General features: G+C 52.4%; 14 protein-coding genes. 2 read left to right on the top strand and 12 right to left on the bottom strand.

Annotation, left to right across the window (positions count from 1 at the left end; all coding sequences use genetic code 11):
• The 3 genes from nikB to R50912_RS32680 all read right to left on the bottom strand — a co-directional run bounded on the left by nikB (position 1) and on the right by R50912_RS32680 (position 3,140).
• A complete protein-coding gene (gene nikB, locus R50912_RS32670) occupies positions 1–942 on the bottom strand; it encodes a nickel ABC transporter permease (protein ID WP_042241159.1) in 942 nt (313 codons plus the stop codon).
• Between the two features lie 21 nt (positions 943–963).
• A complete protein-coding gene (gene nikA / locus R50912_RS32675) occupies positions 964–2,583 on the bottom strand; it encodes a nickel ABC transporter substrate-binding protein (RefSeq protein WP_042241162.1) in 1,620 nt (539 codons plus the stop codon).
• Between the two features lie 206 nt (positions 2,584–2,789).
• The gene (locus R50912_RS32680) at positions 2,790–3,140 is read right to left on the bottom strand and encodes an ArsR/SmtB family transcription factor (RefSeq protein ID WP_042241165.1); all 351 of its coding nucleotides are present in this window, start codon (positions 3,138–3,140) and stop codon (positions 2,790–2,792) included.
• Between the two features lie 162 nt (positions 3,141–3,302).
• On the opposite strand from R50912_RS32680, the gene R50912_RS32685 reads away from it, so the two are divergent.
• Entirely contained in the window at positions 3,303–4,715 is a 1,413-nt protein-coding gene (locus tag R50912_RS32685; protein WP_042241168.1) for an MFS transporter, read from the top strand.
• A 135-nt stretch (positions 4,716–4,850) separates the two neighbouring features.
• Here R50912_RS32685 and R50912_RS33940 read toward each other — a convergent pair whose 3' ends face one another.
• Positions 4,851–5,018, bottom strand: coding sequence for a CxxH/CxxC protein (locus R50912_RS33940; protein ID WP_063776434.1), 168 nt, complete (start codon positions 5,016–5,018; stop codon positions 4,851–4,853).
• Between the two features lie 103 nt (positions 5,019–5,121).
• Positions 5,122–6,906 carry a M3 family oligoendopeptidase gene (locus R50912_RS32690; protein ID WP_042241171.1) on the bottom strand — a complete coding sequence of 595 codons (1,785 nt, stop codon included), beginning with the start codon at positions 6,904–6,906 and terminating at the stop codon, positions 5,122–5,124.
• A 185-nt stretch (positions 6,907–7,091) separates the two neighbouring features.
• Here R50912_RS32690 and R50912_RS32695 point away from each other — a divergent pair, with 185 nt between their 5' ends.
• Complete coding sequence (locus tag R50912_RS32695) at positions 7,092–8,429, top strand: DUF2252 domain-containing protein (RefSeq protein ID WP_042241172.1); 1,338 nt, start codon at positions 7,092–7,094, stop codon at positions 8,427–8,429.
• A 413-nt stretch (positions 8,430–8,842) separates the two neighbouring features.
• Here R50912_RS32695 and cydC read toward each other — a convergent pair whose 3' ends face one another.
• From cydC to R50912_RS32730, 7 genes are all read right to left on the bottom strand, one after another.
• Positions 8,843–10,642, bottom strand: a complete 1,800-nt coding sequence (gene cydC, locus R50912_RS32700; protein WP_042241174.1) for a thiol reductant ABC exporter subunit CydC — start codon at positions 10,640–10,642, stop codon at positions 8,843–8,845.
• Entirely contained in the window at positions 10,639–12,402 is a 1,764-nt protein-coding gene (gene cydD / locus R50912_RS32705; RefSeq protein WP_042241177.1) for a thiol reductant ABC exporter subunit CydD, read from the bottom strand. The genes cydC and cydD overlap by 4 nt, the downstream gene beginning before the upstream one ends.
• Positions 12,402–13,415, bottom strand: a complete 1,014-nt coding sequence (gene cydB / locus R50912_RS32710) for a cytochrome d ubiquinol oxidase subunit II (RefSeq protein WP_042241179.1) — start codon at positions 13,413–13,415, stop codon at positions 12,402–12,404. The genes cydD and cydB overlap by 1 nt, the downstream gene beginning before the upstream one ends.
• Before the next feature lie 3 nt (positions 13,416–13,418).
• Positions 13,419–14,807, bottom strand: a complete 1,389-nt coding sequence (locus R50912_RS32715; protein ID WP_042241182.1) for a cytochrome ubiquinol oxidase subunit I — start codon at positions 14,805–14,807, stop codon at positions 13,419–13,421.
• Between the two features lie 223 nt (positions 14,808–15,030).
• On the bottom strand, positions 15,031–15,261 hold the full coding sequence (locus R50912_RS32720; protein ID WP_039295880.1) for a cold-shock protein: 231 nt from the start codon (positions 15,259–15,261) through the stop codon (positions 15,031–15,033).
• Positions 15,262–15,353: 92 nt separating this feature from the next.
• Positions 15,354–15,554, bottom strand: a complete 201-nt coding sequence (locus tag R50912_RS32725; RefSeq protein WP_019914582.1) for a cold-shock protein — start codon at positions 15,552–15,554, stop codon at positions 15,354–15,356.
• Positions 15,555–15,948: 394 nt separating this feature from the next.
• Positions 15,949–17,196 (bottom strand): S1C family serine protease, encoded by a 1,248-nt coding sequence (locus R50912_RS32730; protein WP_042241185.1) that lies wholly within the window; start codon positions 17,194–17,196, stop codon positions 15,949–15,951.
• Between the last annotated feature and the right edge of the window lie 186 nt (positions 17,197–17,382).

The raw sequence follows: 17,382 nt of genomic DNA on the forward strand, positions 1-17,382 counted from the left end.
TTAGCTGGCCCTCCCTTTACGCGCAATCCGGGGGTCCAGGAACAGCTGGAGCAGATCTGCTGCCAGATTGCTCGTGACGATCACACAGACGGACAGCATCACATAGCATTGAATCACCGGAATATCGCGATTCACGATCGCTTCAATGAAGTAACGGCCGAACCCCGGCCAGGAGAATACCTGCTCCACAATAATCGCTCCTGTCAGCAATTTCCCCAAATTCATGCCCAGTCCTGTAATGAGTGGCGCTATGGCAATTCTCAGCACGTACTTATAGAGAATTACACGTTCCTTGATCCCTCTGGCCCGGGCATAACGGACATAAGCCTCCTTCAGCTCCTCCAGGACCGTGGTCCGCAGCAGACGCGTGTAGATGGCAATGAGCCAGAGCGCGAGGGTGATGGAAGGAAGAATCAGGTGCTGTAAGGACCCTCTGCCTTCTACAGGAAGCCATTCGAGCTTGACCGATATGAAGAACATCAGCAGATATCCAATCCAGAACACGGGAACACAGGCACCGATATAAGCAAAGCCCCGGATAACGTGATCCACCAGCCGGTTTTTGTAGATAGCCGACAGCACCCCAAGCGGGATGCTGACAACCAGCGCCAGAAGAATGCTGGCCGATGCAAGCTGAATGGTCGCGGGCAGCTTCTGTGCAACTTCCTCCCACACCGGCATATTGGAAATATAGGAGTTGCCGAAGTCCAGCCGGAGAAGCCGGGTCACAGACTGGACGTATTGAGCCAGCAGCGGCTGATCTAACCCGAATTCATGCCTTTTGGCTGCCAGCACTTCATCATCCGGATGGATATGGGCTGCAGCCAGATAGGCCTCAGCCGGGTCCACAGGCCCTACCCGGATCATCACAAACATCAGAAACGAGGAGAACAGAATGATGGGAATGATGGATAGAACTCTTTTTCCTATATAAACGCCCATTGGAACCCTCCCGAAAGCCGGCTACTTCTTATCCATTCCGTACAATGGATACTCATCCCGGTTGGACGGGAAATTGAAATCAGTCACATCCTTCTGGTACACTGCAATCTGCTTGATGTAGGAGATCGGAAGGATCGAGGATTGTTCCTGCAACGTAGTGAGAACAGAGCCGAACAACTCGGTACGGGCTTGGTCATCTGTAGTAGCCATGCCTTCCTTGATCTTCTTGTCAATCTCGGCCTTCATCGGCAGGGCAGCCAGTGTATCTGAGACCCCGAAGCCCTGCTGCACAACGGCTGTCATGAAGGAATGCGGGTCATACGGCGCACCGAAGGTAGAGTAGAAATTTATATCGAATTCATTGGCTTTTCTACGCTGGATATAGACTGTCAGCTCTACACCCGTGATCTTTAGGTTAACGCCTATTGCCGACCATTCGGCCTGCAAGGTCTCCGCCATTGCTTTCTGGGTCAGATCCGCCTTGTCATAGATTAGCTCCAGCTCAAGCGGCTCCCCATCCTTCTCCCGGACGTTTGTACCAGAAGCCAGCTTCCAGCCCGCCTCGTCCAGAAGCGAGTTCGCTTGCTCCACATCATACTTAACAGGGCTCACTTTAATATTGGCGTAAGGCAGATTGGGAGGCAGGATATAGTCTGCCTTTTCCTCCAGTCCCAGCATTACCCCTTCTACCATCGCTTCCTTGTCAAAGCCCATGCTAAGCGCTTGGCGAACCTTAAGATCGGCCAGTTTCCCGTTCATGGTATTCAGCACCAGATTACGGGTTGCGATCGGATCAGACAGCTTAGTGACGTACTTCCCGGCACTCTCAAGCTGTTTGTATGCGTCATAGCTAATCAGTCCTTCGCCGTAGATCAGGTCTAGATCACCTTTTTCGAAAGACAGCACACGGGTTTCCGCATCAGGAATAACCTTCACAACCACCTTATCTACCTTGGGCTTCTCTCCCCAATAATAGGGATTCGGCGTGAATGTTGCAGATTCATCCTTCTTATAAGTGCTAAGCACCCAGGGTCCGGTTCCAATGGGACTTGCCACTCCCTTGGACGTATCGCCATCCTCAGGGAAGCCCGCCTCTCCAAGAAAACGTACAGGCCGTACAACCGCAAGATCATACAAAGCCGGATAATACGGCTCCTTCAGCGTAAGCTGGAACGTAGTATCATCAAGCGCTTCTGTCTTCTCAATCAGCGGGATCACCCCCAGCCAAGTGTGCATCTTCATATTATTCAGGACTGCATCCATATTCCTCTTCACAAGCTGTGCGGTAAAAGCCGTGCCGTCAGAGAATTTGACGTTACTGCGGATCTTGAATGTGTATACCTTGCCCTCAGGCGATAGCGTCCAGGACTCGGCCAGAGTGGGGACAATCTTCCCGTCCTTATAACTGACTAGCGGCTCATAGATCATAGATTGGGCTAGCAGCTGAGACGGATTATACAAATGCGGATTCATCGGTCCAATATCCCGAGGCCACGCCATCGTGATAGTCTTGGCGTTCTGCTCTCCTGCAGCGTCCGATGAATTTCCCGTATTATTCGTTGAACAGCCTGCTGCCACCATAGAAATAGCCAATAATACGAGCAGGCCTTGCAGCAACCTCTTGCCTCTAGATGCAAACATAGTGTTGAAGCCTCTTTTCTAATCGAGAATGATTATCATTATAAATTAAAATATTACTTTACTTGACACAATTTTGTCAATGGTAACGCTTGTGATTCCTATACATATATATGGGAAAGAAAAACCACCCCAGGGCGCTGGAGTGGCAGTTAAGCATAGGGTATATGAATTATTATTATACTCAATCGGCAATTACCTTATGGTAGCTATTCTGTCTCTTCCCCCGGCTCCCCGAACCCCTCACCCGGCTCAGACATCTCATAAGCATTCAACACCGAATCCAGAAGCCCCGGAAAACGCTCGTCCAGATCCTCTGTCCGCAGCGACAGAATACGCTGCGTGCCCTGCGCCTGCGTGTAGACAACACCCGCTTCGCGAAGCGTCCGGGCATGATGAGTCAGGGTGGACTTGGCAATCGGCACCTTGAAGCTATTGCAGGCTTGGGCGCCATGTTTGCGAATTTCCGACACTACATATAAACGGACCGGATCACTAAGTGCATAGAGCACGGAAGCGAGCTGAATGTCCTTGCGGTCCGGATGATGGAGCAGCTTCATAAGTAAGACTCCTTTGGATTACAGAAATGAATTTAAATTTCATCTTCCTACTTCATATTTATATTTTATTCCCTAATTGCATTTTACATTAGCGCATGCTATATTTCAATAGTTCGTAAGTAATCGAACTATACAATAACTTTAATAAAGGAGTGGCCACCCATGAGCTCATCACATACAGCTGCGGACAATACAGACTTTCCAACCGCAGCTCCGGAAGCTACTCTTCCGCGCGAAGGTTTGCTTACTCTGTTATTCAGCGTTGCTGTTGTTCTCGTCATTATGAATACAGCGATGTTCAATCTGGCATTGCCTGATGTGACCGAGACCTTCGGCATCACAGCAGCATCCGCCTCCTGGATTGTTACCGGGTATTCCATCATGTTCTCTATTGCCTCAATCACATACAGCCGGCTCTCTGACTTCCTGCCGATCCGCCGGCTGCTGGTTATCGGGCTGCTTACGCTAGGACTTGCTGCCGTGGCCGGTTTCTTCAGCACCAACTTTATCTTCCTGCTTATTGTGCGCATTCTGCAAGCTTCGGGAGCAGGCGCAGTCATGTCCTTATCGCTCGTCCTGTTCACTCGTTATGTCCCGCAGGCCCGCCGCGGCAAAGCAATGGCAACGATCATGTCCGCCGTCTCGCTGGGTCTGGGACTCGGGCCCGTAGCCGGAGGTTCCATTGTGGAGTATCTGGGCTGGACCTGGCTGTTCGCGGTCACCGCAGCGATTCTGCTCCTGGTACCGCTGTTCCTGATCCTGCTCCCTAAGGAAGTTCCTACCCGCGGCTCCTTCGACATCCTGGGCGGTGTGTTCCTCGGCGCTGGCACCACCGGTCTGCTGCTGTTCCTGACCAGCGGACTGTGGGTTGCCCTGATCGCCGGACTTGTAGCCATTGCCTTGTTTGTCGGCCGCATCCGCACCACACCTGACCCATTCGTGATGCCGGCGCTGTTCCGTAACCGGTCCTATCTCGTGCTGGCCCTCGTTGGTGTCGCCTCCTACCTGTGCAGCTTCGCCACCTTGTTCCTGCTGCCGCAGATTCTGGTTCACCGCTTCGGCTTCAGCGCCAGCCATGCCGGACTGGTAATTTTCCCCGGCTCACTGCTCGCGATCTTCGTCTCCCGCACCGTGGGTCGGATCATTGACCGTTACGGCAATGCCGGAATCCTGCGCTTCGCACCGTTCCTGGTACTGGCCGCAACAGTACTATTCGCCTTGTTCGCCGGGACGTCATGGGTTGCCGTCATGCTGGTCTACATGATTATGAGCCTCTCGTTCACCGTCCTGTCCAGCAGTGTATCAAATGAGATCTCGCGGATTCTGCCTTCCTCGCAGATCGGCTCCGGGATGGGGCTGTTCCAGCTGCTGCAGTTCTTCAGCGGAGCGTTCAGCGTGGCGATGGCCGCAAGCGCTCTGGAATGGCAGCGGGGCTTGCCGCTCTCAGCGGCCTACTCCAACATCTACTGGGGATTGTCTATTGCGGCAATCGTCGCAATTGTATCAGCCTTTATATATGGGCGCAGCAGCCAGAGCAGCACGGTGGCCGCTATGGCGGAAGCCGCAGACGCCTAACAAGCTTACGCTATTTTTTCCCGCAGTCACTTTGCCTTGGTCTCTTGCTGCAGCTATCCGCCTGCAGAACCCGGAACGCCAAAACACCCCGCAGCCTTCATCACGGCTGCAGGGTGTTTTTAATTACAGCAGTCCTCAGACCACCAGATATTCCGCATTCTGCTCGCATTCCGCACATTTCGCCGGCGGGTCCCAGTCCGAGAACTCCGTCTCCTTCAGATCCACTACATCGGGTGCATCCTCGTACTCGTCCACAAATTTGTCGATGGCCAGCTCTACGTGTTCCTTACACACTACATACATTCAATCAAGCATCCCTTTCTGTGCCGCTGCGGTGTATACTTCTACTACTGTTCTACCACATTTCCCGGCAAAAAGGAACCTTCCGCAGCGCAAAATCCCCGCCTTATTCCCGCCCCGTAAACTTATCAATATCCCCGGCAATCAGCCCGAGCGCATCCTGCCAGAATGCCAGTGAATGTACATCGATATCCATCAGCTTTGCAGCATCCGCAATACTCCGGGTACTGGTCGCTGAGAGGAACTGCTCATAGCGTTCTACGAAGGCCCCGCCCCGCTTCTTGTACTGCGCATACAGCCCTTTGGAGAACAATAACCCGAAGGAATACGGGAAGTTCAAGAACTCATTACCCGCCATATAATACCCGGCTTTGCTGATCCACTGGTAAGGATGAATCGAGTCCGGCAGCACACTTTCACCGTAAGCCGCATGCATGGATTCCAGCATCAGCGCGTTCAGCTCCTCCACAGACAGAGCACCGGATTTCCTGCGGGCATATAACCGGCTCTCGAAGCAATACCGGGCATAGAAATCAACGATATAATACCCGGCATCCGAGAGACTCCGCTCCAGTATGGCAGCCGCTTCTCCCGCAGGCAGAGACTGAAGCAACTCCAGATGAATCAGACTCTCGCAAAAAATCGACGCCGTCTCGGCAATCGGAACCGGATATTCCGTGTTAACCATCGTTTCCCCGCAGAGGCGGCTGCTGTGGTACGCATGACCGATCTCGTGGGCCAGCACGCTCACATCTATATAATTGCCATTGAAGCTGGTAATGATCCGGCTCTCCCCAACCGGGAAAATATCAACGCACATCCCGAAGTTGCCTTTACCGCTCCGTGGCTCGGCATCGATCCAGCGCTGCTCAAACACCTTACGGGCGAATGCGCCAAGCTCCGGGCTGAACCTGCTGAAGCCGGCAATAATCATCGTCTGGGCCTCAGCATAAGTGATGCGCTCCGCAGCAGCTTCCGCCATCCCGACAGGCGCAAAAACATCACAAAAAGGCAGCCCTCCCGCATGCCCCAGCAATGCTGCCTTTTTGGCATAATAACGCTGAAAGTCCGGCAGGCTCTCTTCGATGGCCTGAAGCATCACCTGAAGTGTCTCCTGGTCCATCCGCGATGCTTCCAGCACTTTATGCAGTGGTGAAGCATATCCTCTCAGCTCATAGACGGCCGCAGCCTCCCCGGTTACGGCATTAATACAGGCTGCACTCTGCTCTGCTACCCTGCGGCAGGCTTCGTGCTCTGCTTCCGCCGCTGCCCGGCGGACCGCAGGATCGGGATCATAGGCGAGATTACGCAGATCGGCAAGCGTATAGCTCCGGGTCACCCCGTCCATCTCTGCATCGATCCGCAAGGTAGACAGCGTCTGCATGTACAGCCGCTCCCACGCCTTGGACCCTGTAGCCTGCATCCGGGCAATCACCGCTTCACCTTCCTCGCTGAGTAAATGCTCTGATTTACTCTTAAGCCCACGCAAGTAGAAGCCGTGCTGCTCCAGATAAGCGCCCGAAGAGATGCTTGCCTCCAGTTCATCTGCGCTTACCTTCGCCAGCCATTTGCTGAAGCAGACCAAGGCTTCACCCGCACCATAAGTGACCTCCTCCAGCTCATCCATTAGATTAACGGCTTCCGTATTACTGCTGTCTGCACTGAACCTTAATTCCGCGTAGCTGAACAAGCGAAGATATATATGTTGATACCCATTATATTGTCTCAGGAACTCTTCCATCACACCGGCAGCATCCTGCCCGTTAATCATCTGCGAGGCTGACCATGTATTCAGCTCCCCGGCAAGTGTCTCCACCAGCCTGCGGTCCTGCTGAAATTGCTCCGACTGGAAAGAGGGATAGATTCGGTCCAGATCCCATGTTAATTGCATCTTCTAACATCCCCTTATTTATAGTCGCAGGAACAATTCATCCTCACATGCTTCCACCCCGTTCTTAGACGACTTGCAGGAAAATCCATTCCAGTATACCATGCCCGCCAAATTAGAAGTCTATGGAAATAACAGCTATAATCAACTATACCAAGTTACTACCGATTTCCCGAAAGGAGCACCACATGGTCAACCAGTCTATTACCGAAGGAGTCATACGTACACGTTCGAAGCTGCGCAGAGATTTGCTGATTTCTATTTTTGACGAGTTCGACGGCAGCATCATGGCCCTATCTCCTGACCGGAGAACGGAGAAATACAGCAAAATGGCGCAAAATGCCTTTTCCTTCTACCGGGGCAGCGCCTATCTGTTTTATTTTGACACGACAAGGCAGTACTTCCCTTACCATAGCTCACCCGGGCGCCCTACATGGATTCAAGGGGACCTGCATTTCGAGAACTTCGGCGCTTTCCGCAGTGAAGACGGGGAGATTGTGTATGATGTGAATGATTTTGACGAGGGGTATGTCGGCTCTTATCTGTATGATCTGCTGCGGATGGCAGTCAGTATTGCGCTTGCCGGCAGGCAGCTCGGAATGAGTCGGACAGAACAGCTTAAGCTGAGCCGGAGTTATGCGGAGGCGTATTACCGGCAAATTCACCGCTTTTGTGATGGTAAAGACAATCCCGGTAACTTCACCCTGAATGAGAATACAGCCAAAGGCCCCGTCAAGAAGCTGCTCCGCAAGCTGGAGAAACGCCGGCAGAGTCATTTCCTGGAGAAGGTCACTGCCCAGATGCAGACCAGCCGGGTATTCCTCGAGACCTCGGAGCTGCTGATTCCCGGAGCTGCCGAGCAGAGACAGCTGGAGCTGGCCTGGAGCTTCTATACACAGACAGTGGTTACACGCAGCCTGAACGAGGAGCATTTCCGAATCAAGGACATCGCGGTCAAGCGCGGCTCGGGAACGGCTTCCATCGGACTGGACCGCTATTATATTCTCATTGAAGGCGGCTTGGAGCAGGCAGGAACTGACGACACCGTACTGGAGGTAAAAGAAGTCCGTGTTCCCGTTCCCGCCTATTTCCTGCCCTACTCCGACTCGTTCTGGCAATCCTTTGCCCATCAGGGCAAACGTGTATCCGCGACCCAGCAGGCGATGCACCACAAGGCGGATCCATACCTCGGCTTCTTAACAATGGACGGCCGGGAGTTCTATGTCAGAGAGCGTTCCCCGTACAAAAAAAGTCTGAAGCTGGAGAATATCGCAGACATGGATGAGTTGACCGTAGTTATCCAGCAGATGGGCAGCCTGACCGCCAAAATGCATGCCCGCGCCGATGCCGATGTCGACAAGGGAATTCTCGACTATCACAGTGAGCAGGAGATCGCCAAGGCCATGGGTCCCGATTCGGATGCCTTTGCCCGTTATATCGCAGAGTGGGCTTACGGCTATGCCGGGCAGGTAGAGAAAGACTATGCCATGTTCGCGGATTGGGTGTCGGAGCAGTACGGTATATAACGGGCGGGTCCCCCTTCTGATTAAGCGCAGTGAATTCTACTTTGGACAATCGCTTCTGAAGCGCAACAGATATACAGATATACAGATAATGCCGCTTTCGTACATCGTTGCGCTTAACTGCACTTGGTACAACTAAAAGGTCTGATTCTCGCCCCGGCATCCGTTTAATTGTATTCTGTACACTTAAGCGGCCCTATAAAGACCGCATTAACGAATTCGGGCTGATTTAGTTGTATGAACTACAGTTATAGTCTGCAAGTGGACCTCATCGCTGTTTTTAATTGCACATTATACAGCTATCCCGGAGATTCCGTTTGAATACCCTTCCTCCAATGGAGGATAACTTTAAATAAATTAAAAAAGCTCTCTCTACCCGGCAACCGGGCGGAGAGAGCTTCTTGATCTATCCATATTTATTCATCAGCCGCCGTATTCATGAATTGGCTCGGCCGGTCCAGCTCATACAGCTTGCGGTAACGCGGTTCCCGCTCCATCAGCTCCGCATGGGTGCCGCGCATCTCCACCAGGCCATTCTCCATGAAAATCACCTCGTCCATCTGCTCCGCACCCACCAGATGATGGGTAACCCAGATCAGCGTCTTGCCCGCCATCGCCTCGAACATGGTGGCCAGCAGTTCGCGCTCCGTGCGCGGATCAAGGCCAACCGTTGGCTCATCGAGCACAACAACCGGCGTATTCTGCAGCAGAATACGGGCCAGTGCCATCCGCTGGCGTTCTCCGCCGGAGAAGCGCTGCCCTGCTTCGCGTACCGGAGTGTTATAGCCCTCCGGCAGCGAAGAGATCAATGGATCCAGCTTCGCAAGGGCTGCCGCCTGCTTAACCGCTGCCTCCGAAGCCCCCGGGTCCCCGAGCCGGATATTGTTCGCCACCGTAGTGTCGAACAGATGCGGGCTCTGGTTCAGCACGGCGATGAGCTGCGGAATCTGCTCACCGTAAGCCGCAGCGTTAATTCCGTTAATCGTCGCGGAGCCGATGGTTGGCGTGATTACGCCCTGCACCATCTTGAGCAGCGTCGATTTACCGGCTCCGCTGCGGCCGATCACGGCAACCTTCCGGCCCTGCGGCAGGTCCAGCGCCATATTCTGCACTGACCAGTCGTCTCCCGCCGCATAGCGGTAGCCCGCCGACTTCAGTTCAATATGGGCCTGCCCGCTGGCCTGAATCGCCTGCACAGCGGCAGCCGCCTTCGCTTTGGCTTCTGCACTCTTGGCTGCTTCGGCCGCGGGCGGCACAGCTCCCTCCGCTGCTTCCACCCCATTCAAGCGCTCCAGTGAATTCCGGTATTGCGGAATTTTCTCCACGGCCTCGGATACGGGCAGGAAGGCATCCGCTACCGGGAAGACGACCAGCACGAACGCGGCAATCAGCGTTCCGGCAATCGCTCCATCGGCATACTGTCCGCCTGCCCAGTAGAGCAGGGATAGCACGCCAAGGCCGACCACGGCTTGGCCAATGAACATCCGCAGCCGCGCCCAGCGCCGCAGCGCCCCGTCCGTTCGGGCGACGCTCTGCTCGTCGGCTTCATAGGTGTCAACGAACTGGCTCTGCCGTCCGCTGATGACCCAGTCGCCCAGGCCCAGCACAGCATCGGTCAGCTTCTGATACAGCCGGTTGCGCTCCTGCTTCACCTGACGCTGACGCTTCTGGGTGAACAGCAGGGAGATCAGCGGCAATACGGCCACCAGAATCAGCATGTATAAGCCCATAAGCAGAGCAAACGCCAGATCAAACGTGCCGAGCGAAATCACGGCAACCGCATAGATCAGGAGCGCGATGATGCTCGGGAAGACCGTGCGGAGATATACATTCTGCAGATATTCGATATCATCCGCCAGCATGCCGAGAATATCCCCGGTCCGGAAGCGCGAGGACAGGAACAACGCCTGCGGCTCCAGAATGTTGTAGAGCCGGATGCGCATCTTCGAGAGAATGCGCAGAATCGTATCATGCCCCACGAGCCGCTCCACATAGTGGATGACGGCCCGGCTGGTTCCGAAGGTGCGCACGCCGACAATCGGCACATAGATCATCAGTATATTTTCCGGCGGAATCGACGCCTTCGAGATCAGGAAGCCTGAAGTATACATCAGGGAAGACGCCGAGAAGATCGTCAGTGCGCCTAAGGCAATAATCAGCACGAACCGCCAGAAGTAGGCAGAGTAATAGGGAGCAAACCATCCTTCACGTTTCAATGGATTCCCTCCAATTGACTTCGAATAAGCTCATAGTAAGCACCCTTACGGGCTGTCAGCTCGCTGTGTGTGCCGGTTTCGGCTACCCGTCCCTGCTGCATGACGACAATCAGATCCATGTCAATCATCCAGTGCAGGCGGTGCGTAGCCAGGAATACCAGCTTGCCTTCGAACAGCGGCAGCATCGTTTCCTTCAGCTCATATTCTGTCTCAATGTCCAAGTGAGCCGTCGGCTCATCCAGCAGCATAACCGGGCGGCTGCTCAAGAGAGCACGGGCCAGTGCCACACGCTGCTCTTGTCCGCCGCTGAGCGAACGTCCGCCGCCGCCGATCATTTCATCCAACCCGCCAGGCAGCAAGGATATCAGCTTCGATAGTCCGGCGGACTCCAGTGCTGCCTCAACAGCCTCCTGCGTAGCTTCCGGATAATAGAACCGCACATTGTCAGCCAGTGTGCCGCTGAAGATGTAAGGACGCTGCGGAATATAAGCGGTCTGCTTGCGCCACTCCTCATCCGTAAGCGCACTGACCCCATTCCCGTTAATCGTGATATTGCCGGAGGTCGGATGAAGGAAGCCGCCCAGGATATCCACGAGTGTAGACTTGCCTGCCCCGCTCTCCCCGATAATTCCGATCTTCGCATATCCTTTGAATTCAAGCTTCACCTCTTCGAGCGAGGATGCACCTTCTTCTTCATACTTGACGCTAACTCCGTTAAGCCGTAAAGAGCTGTTATTGTTCCACGTGAAAAACGCTCCCGGAGCCTTGCCGTCCTGTATAGCCTCCTGTTCCCCCGGCTCCAGCAGCTTCGCCTGCACGGTCTCGCGGTCAATAATGCTCTTCATCGCTTCTCCGGCTTCCTTGCCGTCTAGTGTGGCATGGAAGTCCGCACCCACCAGCCGCACCGGCAGGAAATATTCCGGGGCCAGAATCAGGATCGTTAATCCTGTAACCAGTGTCATCTGCTCATTGACCAGACGCAGCCCGAGGCTTACCGCTACCGATGCCACCGACAGCATCGTGAAGAAGTCCATGGCGAATGAAGACAGGAACGCCACGCGCAGCGTACGCATCGTGGCCGAGCGGTAGCGGTCGCTGACCGCTGCAATACTCTCGCTATGGCTGCGGCTGCGTCCAAGGAATTTCAGCGTTTCCAGCCCGCGCAGCGAATCCACGAAATGATTGGACAACGTGCGGTAGGACTTCAGCTGACGGTCCATCTGCTTGCGGGCCGTCATACCGATCAGAATCATGAAGACAATGATGATCGGCATCGTTAAGGTAAGAATAACACCGCTGGACGTATCCTGGGTGTACACATAGACAAGCAGGAGAGCCGGTGTTACCGCCATGCCGACCATCCGCGGAATAATCAGTTCCAGGTAGGTGCGGAACTTGGTTACTCCTTCAAGCACAAGTGTGACCACATTCCCGGTTCCCCGGTCACCTGCCAGCCTCGGTCCCAGCTGGAACAGCTTGTCCATCATTTGTCTCCGCATGCTGCTGCCGGTAGCTTCCGCGAAGCGGTAAGATGTACGGCTCATCAGCATGGCACAGGCATGGCGCACGAGAAACGCAAGAAGGAACAAGAGCGATTTAGCCCCTTGTTCCTTCAGCGGTTCTCCCGCAAACAGCGCAGAGACAACTTCGGCCAGCGATTTCGCCAGCAGAAGAATGGACAGGCTTTGCACCAGGGTAAGGAAGCCGACAATCAGAAATACAGGCTTTACTCCTTTGTACCCAAGCAAATTTTTATCCATTAGTATTCAAGATGCTCCTTCTCGTGAACCCGTTTGTGGAAGATGAAATAACTCCAGATCTGATAACCAAGCACGAATGGCAGCAAGGTCAGCGCCACGATCGTCATTACCTTCAGTGAATAGTGGCCTGAGGCCGCATTCGTAATCGTCAGGTTGAACGCCTGATCCAGCGAGCTGATCATGACCCGCGGGAACAGTCCGATGAAGATCGAAGCTACCGACAGCGCCATTACCGCCCCGGTCATTCCGAAGGCATAACCATCCTTCTTCTTGGTCATGAAATATCCGGAGAGCAGATAAGCGACTACGCCTAGAGCAACTACAATCCATAGCAGGGTTCCGCGTTTATCGAAGATATCTGTCATATTGTACGTCATTATAACGAAGGCCACCAGCAGCGCTGCCAGAGGAATCAGCAGTTTCTGGGCCAGCTTGCGTGCCCGTTCCTGCAAATCTCCAAGGGTGCGGAGCGTAGTGAACATCAGTCCATGGACCAGACACAGCAGGACTACTGTAATTCCCGCTACAACTGTATAGGCGTTTACGATATCGAAGAAACCAGCATACATCTGCATATCCCCGTCAATCGGCAAGCCTTTGATGAAGCTGGCAAACACCACAGCCAGCAGGAACGGCGGCAGGAAGCTGCCGAAGAAGATGCAGACATCCCAGGTTTTCTGCCACGTCTTCGAATCGCGTTTACCTCTGAATTCAAAGGCAACACCGCGGGCAATCAGGGCCAGCAAGGCGAACACGAACGGGATATAGAATCCGCTGAACAGCGTCGCATACCAATGCGGGAAAGCGGCGAACATCGCGCCCGCCCCCGTAATCAGCCATACTTCATTCGCATCCCAGAACGGCCCGATGGAATTAATCAGTACCCGGCGCTCTGTATCATTCTTGGCCAGAATCTGCGTCTCCATTCCTACACCGAAGTCAAAGCCTTCAAGGAAGAAGAACCCGACAAACAGCACCGCAATCAACAGAAACCATAATTCATTAAGTGACATGGGTTAGTCCTCCTTGTTATACGGATCGTGGGATTCGCCGTGTTCGTTATCCATAGCATAAGGACCTTTTTTGATAACCTTGATGAACAGGCCGATCATTACCGCACCCAGTATGGCATAGATTGCGGTAAACGAAATCACCGAGAACAGCACCTGTCCGCTTGTAATATTAGGTGATACACTGTCTTCCGTAGTCATAAGTCCGAATACTGTCCATGGCTGACGCCCGATCTCCGTCATAATCCAGCCTGAGGTGTTGGCAATCGGCGGAAGCAGCAGCCCCCAGAACATGAACCGCATGAACCAGGTATTCGGTTTGTCCATCTTCTTACGCCACATGAGGTAGATGGCATACACACCAAGCGCAATCATTAGCGAGCCTGCCGCAACCATGATGCGGAAGCTCCAGAACGTTGTTTTGACAGGAGGGATATAATCCCCTGGACCGTATTTCTGTTCATATTCCGCCTGCAGCTCATTCATACCCTTAACTTCACCGGAGAATTTACTGTAAGACAAGAAGCTTAGCAGATACGGAACCTGAATTTCATTGCTGTTGGTTTTATTATCTGTATCGATATTGGCAAAAATCGTCCAAGGTGCCGGGTCTCCGCTCTCACCCCATAATGCTTCGGACGCGGCCATCTTCATCGGCTGGGTCTCCACCAGATACTGCGCCTGGGCATGTCCGGCAACCGCTACGCCAAATGAAGAGATAATACCGACAATGGCTGCGATTTCGAACGATTTCCGGAAAAAGGGAACGTCCTGCTTCTTAAGTAATTTATAAGCACTAATCCCTGTTACCAGGAATGCGCCTGTAGCGTATGCGGCGAGTACTGTATGCGGGAACTCCACCAGCAGCTGACCGTTTGTAATTAATGCGAAGATATCATTCATTTCAGCCCGTCCATTATTGATCTGGAATCCTACCGGATGCTGCATGAACGAATTGGCGGCCAGAATCCAGAATGCCGAGAGCATCGTTCCGAAGGCTACCAGCCAGATCGATAATAGATGAATACGCTTGGATACCTTATCCCAGCCGAAGATCCAGATTCCGATGAACGTGGACTCCAGGAAGAATGCCAACAAGGCTTCAATCGCTAGCGGGGCTCCAAAAACATCACCGACGAAGCGCGAATAGTCAGACCAGTTCATTCCGAACTGGAACTCCTGCAATATCCCTGTCACTACGCCTACTGCGAAGTTAATGAGGAACAGCTTCCCCCAGAACTGCGCCATTCTTTTGTACTCTTCATTGCCTTTTCTAACGTACATGGTCTCCATAATAGCAATTAAGAGCGCTAGTCCGATCGATACCGGCACAAAGAAATAATGAAAAATCGTCGTCGACGCAAATTGTATACGCGACAGTATTACTGTATCCATATTTCTCCCCTTCCTTCTCCCCATTCGATATGTCTATTCTGTCAAATTTCCAGGGCCTAAAGTGTGATAATTATCACATTATACACCCTGTTTGAGCATGAAATTCAATAAATTTGTGACAAATATCACAATATTACGGTTAGAAAGCAAAAAAAATAAGACGGTTTCACCGTCTTGGATTTGTCTATCATTTATAGTTGTCTTGGTTCATAAAGGCATTGGTTTAGGTAATGGAAATACCCTTCTTAAGCGATTTGAGATCGCCATTCGAATTAAGCAATTGCGGCAGCATCTTCATGCTACGAACCATCGGGGAATGACAGAGACGGCAAGAAGGCGCATGCTCAAATGCGAAATTATCCCTCATCCATCCGTTACATCCATCGTTGGTACAGGCCCATATTGCGGTATTTTCTTCCGGTACTTCCTCCAAAGGCTTCTTCCGGTAGTTCATTGCCGTTCCTCCCTTCCTTTATGTTACAAGCTCAGTAACGATAAAAAAAGACCGTCCCAACTTTCACAAGCGGGGACGGTACCTTCTATTAATTACAGTTTTACAACGTTTTCGGCTTGTGGTCCGCGGTTGCCTTGAACAACGTTGAATTCAACGCGTTGGCCTTCGTCCAAAGTTTTGAAGCCGTCGCCAGTGATTGCGCTGAAGTGAACGAATACGTCGCTTCCGCCTTCAACTTCGATGAAACCGAATCCTTTTTCTGCGTTGAACCATTTAACTGTACCTGTTTGCATGTGTGTTACCTCCACAAATTTAAATTAATATGTTCTTTTTATCTTCAGACAAAGAAAAAATTCACACATTGAGAAAGGTTGTGATTCATTTGACAGCCCTTTTCAATGCGAGAATTAGGTATCAATTGTATGAATAATTTCATGTTACCACACCTGATTAACAAAGGCAAGCTGTCCTATCCGAATTTCTCCGTTTTTTCCCTTATAAGGACTTCTTCCCAATGTAAGGGTTACCAGTTGGTCTAAATAGTAATATTTATAGCCGATATTCATGTTTACCCCATTATTTTGGTCTTGAAACGGGCTCCGTCCTCTTAAATTTTGCATAAGAGGACGGCCTGAACCGTTTCCGTTATCCTGACTGCCTTAATATTATATACGGCAGCTTCCGGTTTTATTCCTCGGGTTTCTCAAGAAGCTGTACCGTCACCTGCTTCACTTCACCATTGCGGTAAAATGTAATTTGCAGATCATCACCGATCTTGGTGTGATCGTACAAATACTTGCGCAGGGACAAGGTGGATGTAATCGGCTTCTCATCGAACTTGGTAATTACATCATTGAATTGCAGGCCTGCATCCTTAGCCGGACCCACTGCATCCAATACCACAACCCCATCGGTTACCGTAGTTGGAAGGTTAAGCTCTTTGCGCTGGTCTTCAGCCAGCGGTACATACGGATTGTTCAAATCCACAGAGTACACACCCAGGTAGGAACGGGCAATTTTCCCGTTAGCCGCAAGCTCATCTGCTGTCTCCATCACATGGTTGGCGGGTATCGCGAATCCCAGCCCCTCCACGCCCGTATCCGAAATCTTCATCGTGTTGATGCCGATCACTTTGCCGTCCAGGTCAACCAGTGCGCCCCCGCTGTTGCCTTCATTAATGGCAGCATCAGTCTGGATAACCTCCTGCTCCCAGTCGTATACCCCATCCTGGTTCAGAGATACCGGGATCGTCCGCTCTGTATTACTGACAATGCCAGAGGTCAGCGTATCGCCGAGGCCCAGCGGGTTCCCGATCGCAATGACCGTCTCCCCCAGACGAAGTTTGGAGGAATCCCCGATCTGTGCAACCGTGTTAATCCCTTTGGCATCAATAGAGAGCACTGCGATATCACTCACCTTGTCGGTACCGATCAGCTCCGCTTTGCGGGTTACACCATCCACGGTAACAACCTCCAGCTTGCCGGAGCCTTCAATCACATGATTATTGGTAATGATATATGCCTTATTGTCGTCCTTCTTATAGATAACTCCCGATCCTAATGCAGACTCATCGAGAATATTAAGTTCCTTGTTGTCTTCCTTATGATTAATGATGCTTACTGCCGCCGGGCGGACAAGCGCGGCAGCCTGAATAATCCGGTCATACGGGTCTGCACTGCTCACAGCCACATTATCAATTACTGCCGGAGCCTGTGCTTTCTCCTCGGTCAGCTGTCCCGTAACCAGACTGAACAGCAATACAGCCACTACCGCACTGCATACGGAGCAGATCAGCGATACCTGCCATGTAGCCAGTGAACGCCGCGATCTGCGGACAGACCATTTCCCTTCGGCGTATCCTTTGGAGGTACCCTGTTTGCCGGCTCTGCGCCGCGACACCTTGGTTGAATAGAAATCATCATCAAACAATCCCACGTTACATCCTCTCCCCTCTATTGCCACCGCATTCAAGACCTGAACGCCAAGCAACCACGCCCGAGCTTAACCGCTATATCTCTTAGACTTCACAAAGTGCTAAAAGGTTTCACTTGATTCATTCACCACATTCCTGTGGTTTCTAAGCGCAAGGGGGCTCTCCTATTCTTGCAACCTACTAAAAAG

Source organism: Paenibacillus sp. FSL R5-0912 (genome assembly GCF_000758605.1).
Classification (GTDB): Bacteria; Bacillota; Bacilli; order Paenibacillales; family Paenibacillaceae; genus Paenibacillus_AQ.

Coding starts and splice junctions, on each gene's coding strand:
- R50912_RS32680 (WP_042241165.1), bottom strand. CDS start 3,140: ATGAAGCTGCTCCATCATCCGGACCGCAAGGACATTCAGCTCGCTTCC.
- R50912_RS33940 (WP_063776434.1), bottom strand. CDS start 5,018: ATGTATGTAGTGTGTAAGGAACACGTAGAGCTGGCCATCGACAAATTT.
- cydB (WP_042241179.1), bottom strand. CDS start 13,415: ATGTCACTTAATGAATTATGGTTTCTGTTGATTGCGGTGCTGTTTGTC.
- nikB (WP_042241159.1), bottom strand. CDS start 942: ATGGGCGTTTATATAGGAAAAAGAGTTCTATCCATCATTCCCATCATT.
- R50912_RS32695 (WP_042241172.1), top strand. CDS start 7,092: ATGGTCAACCAGTCTATTACCGAAGGAGTCATACGTACACGTTCGAAG.
- R50912_RS32725 (WP_019914582.1), bottom strand. CDS start 15,554: ATGCAAACAGGTACAGTTAAATGGTTCAACGCAGAAAAAGGATTCGGT.
- R50912_RS32720 (WP_039295880.1), bottom strand. CDS start 15,261: ATGAACTACCGGAAGAAGCCTTTGGAGGAAGTACCGGAAGAAAATACC.
- nikA (WP_042241162.1), bottom strand. CDS start 2,583: ATGTTTGCATCTAGAGGCAAGAGGTTGCTGCAAGGCCTGCTCGTATTA.
- R50912_RS32685 (WP_042241168.1), top strand. CDS start 3,303: ATGAGCTCATCACATACAGCTGCGGACAATACAGACTTTCCAACCGCA.
- cydD (WP_042241177.1), bottom strand. CDS start 12,402: ATGGATAAAAATTTGCTTGGGTACAAAGGAGTAAAGCCTGTATTTCTG.
- R50912_RS32690 (WP_042241171.1), bottom strand. CDS start 6,906: ATGCAATTAACATGGGATCTGGACCGAATCTATCCCTCTTTCCAGTCG.
- R50912_RS32715 (WP_042241182.1), bottom strand. CDS start 14,807: ATGGATACAGTAATACTGTCGCGTATACAATTTGCGTCGACGACGATT.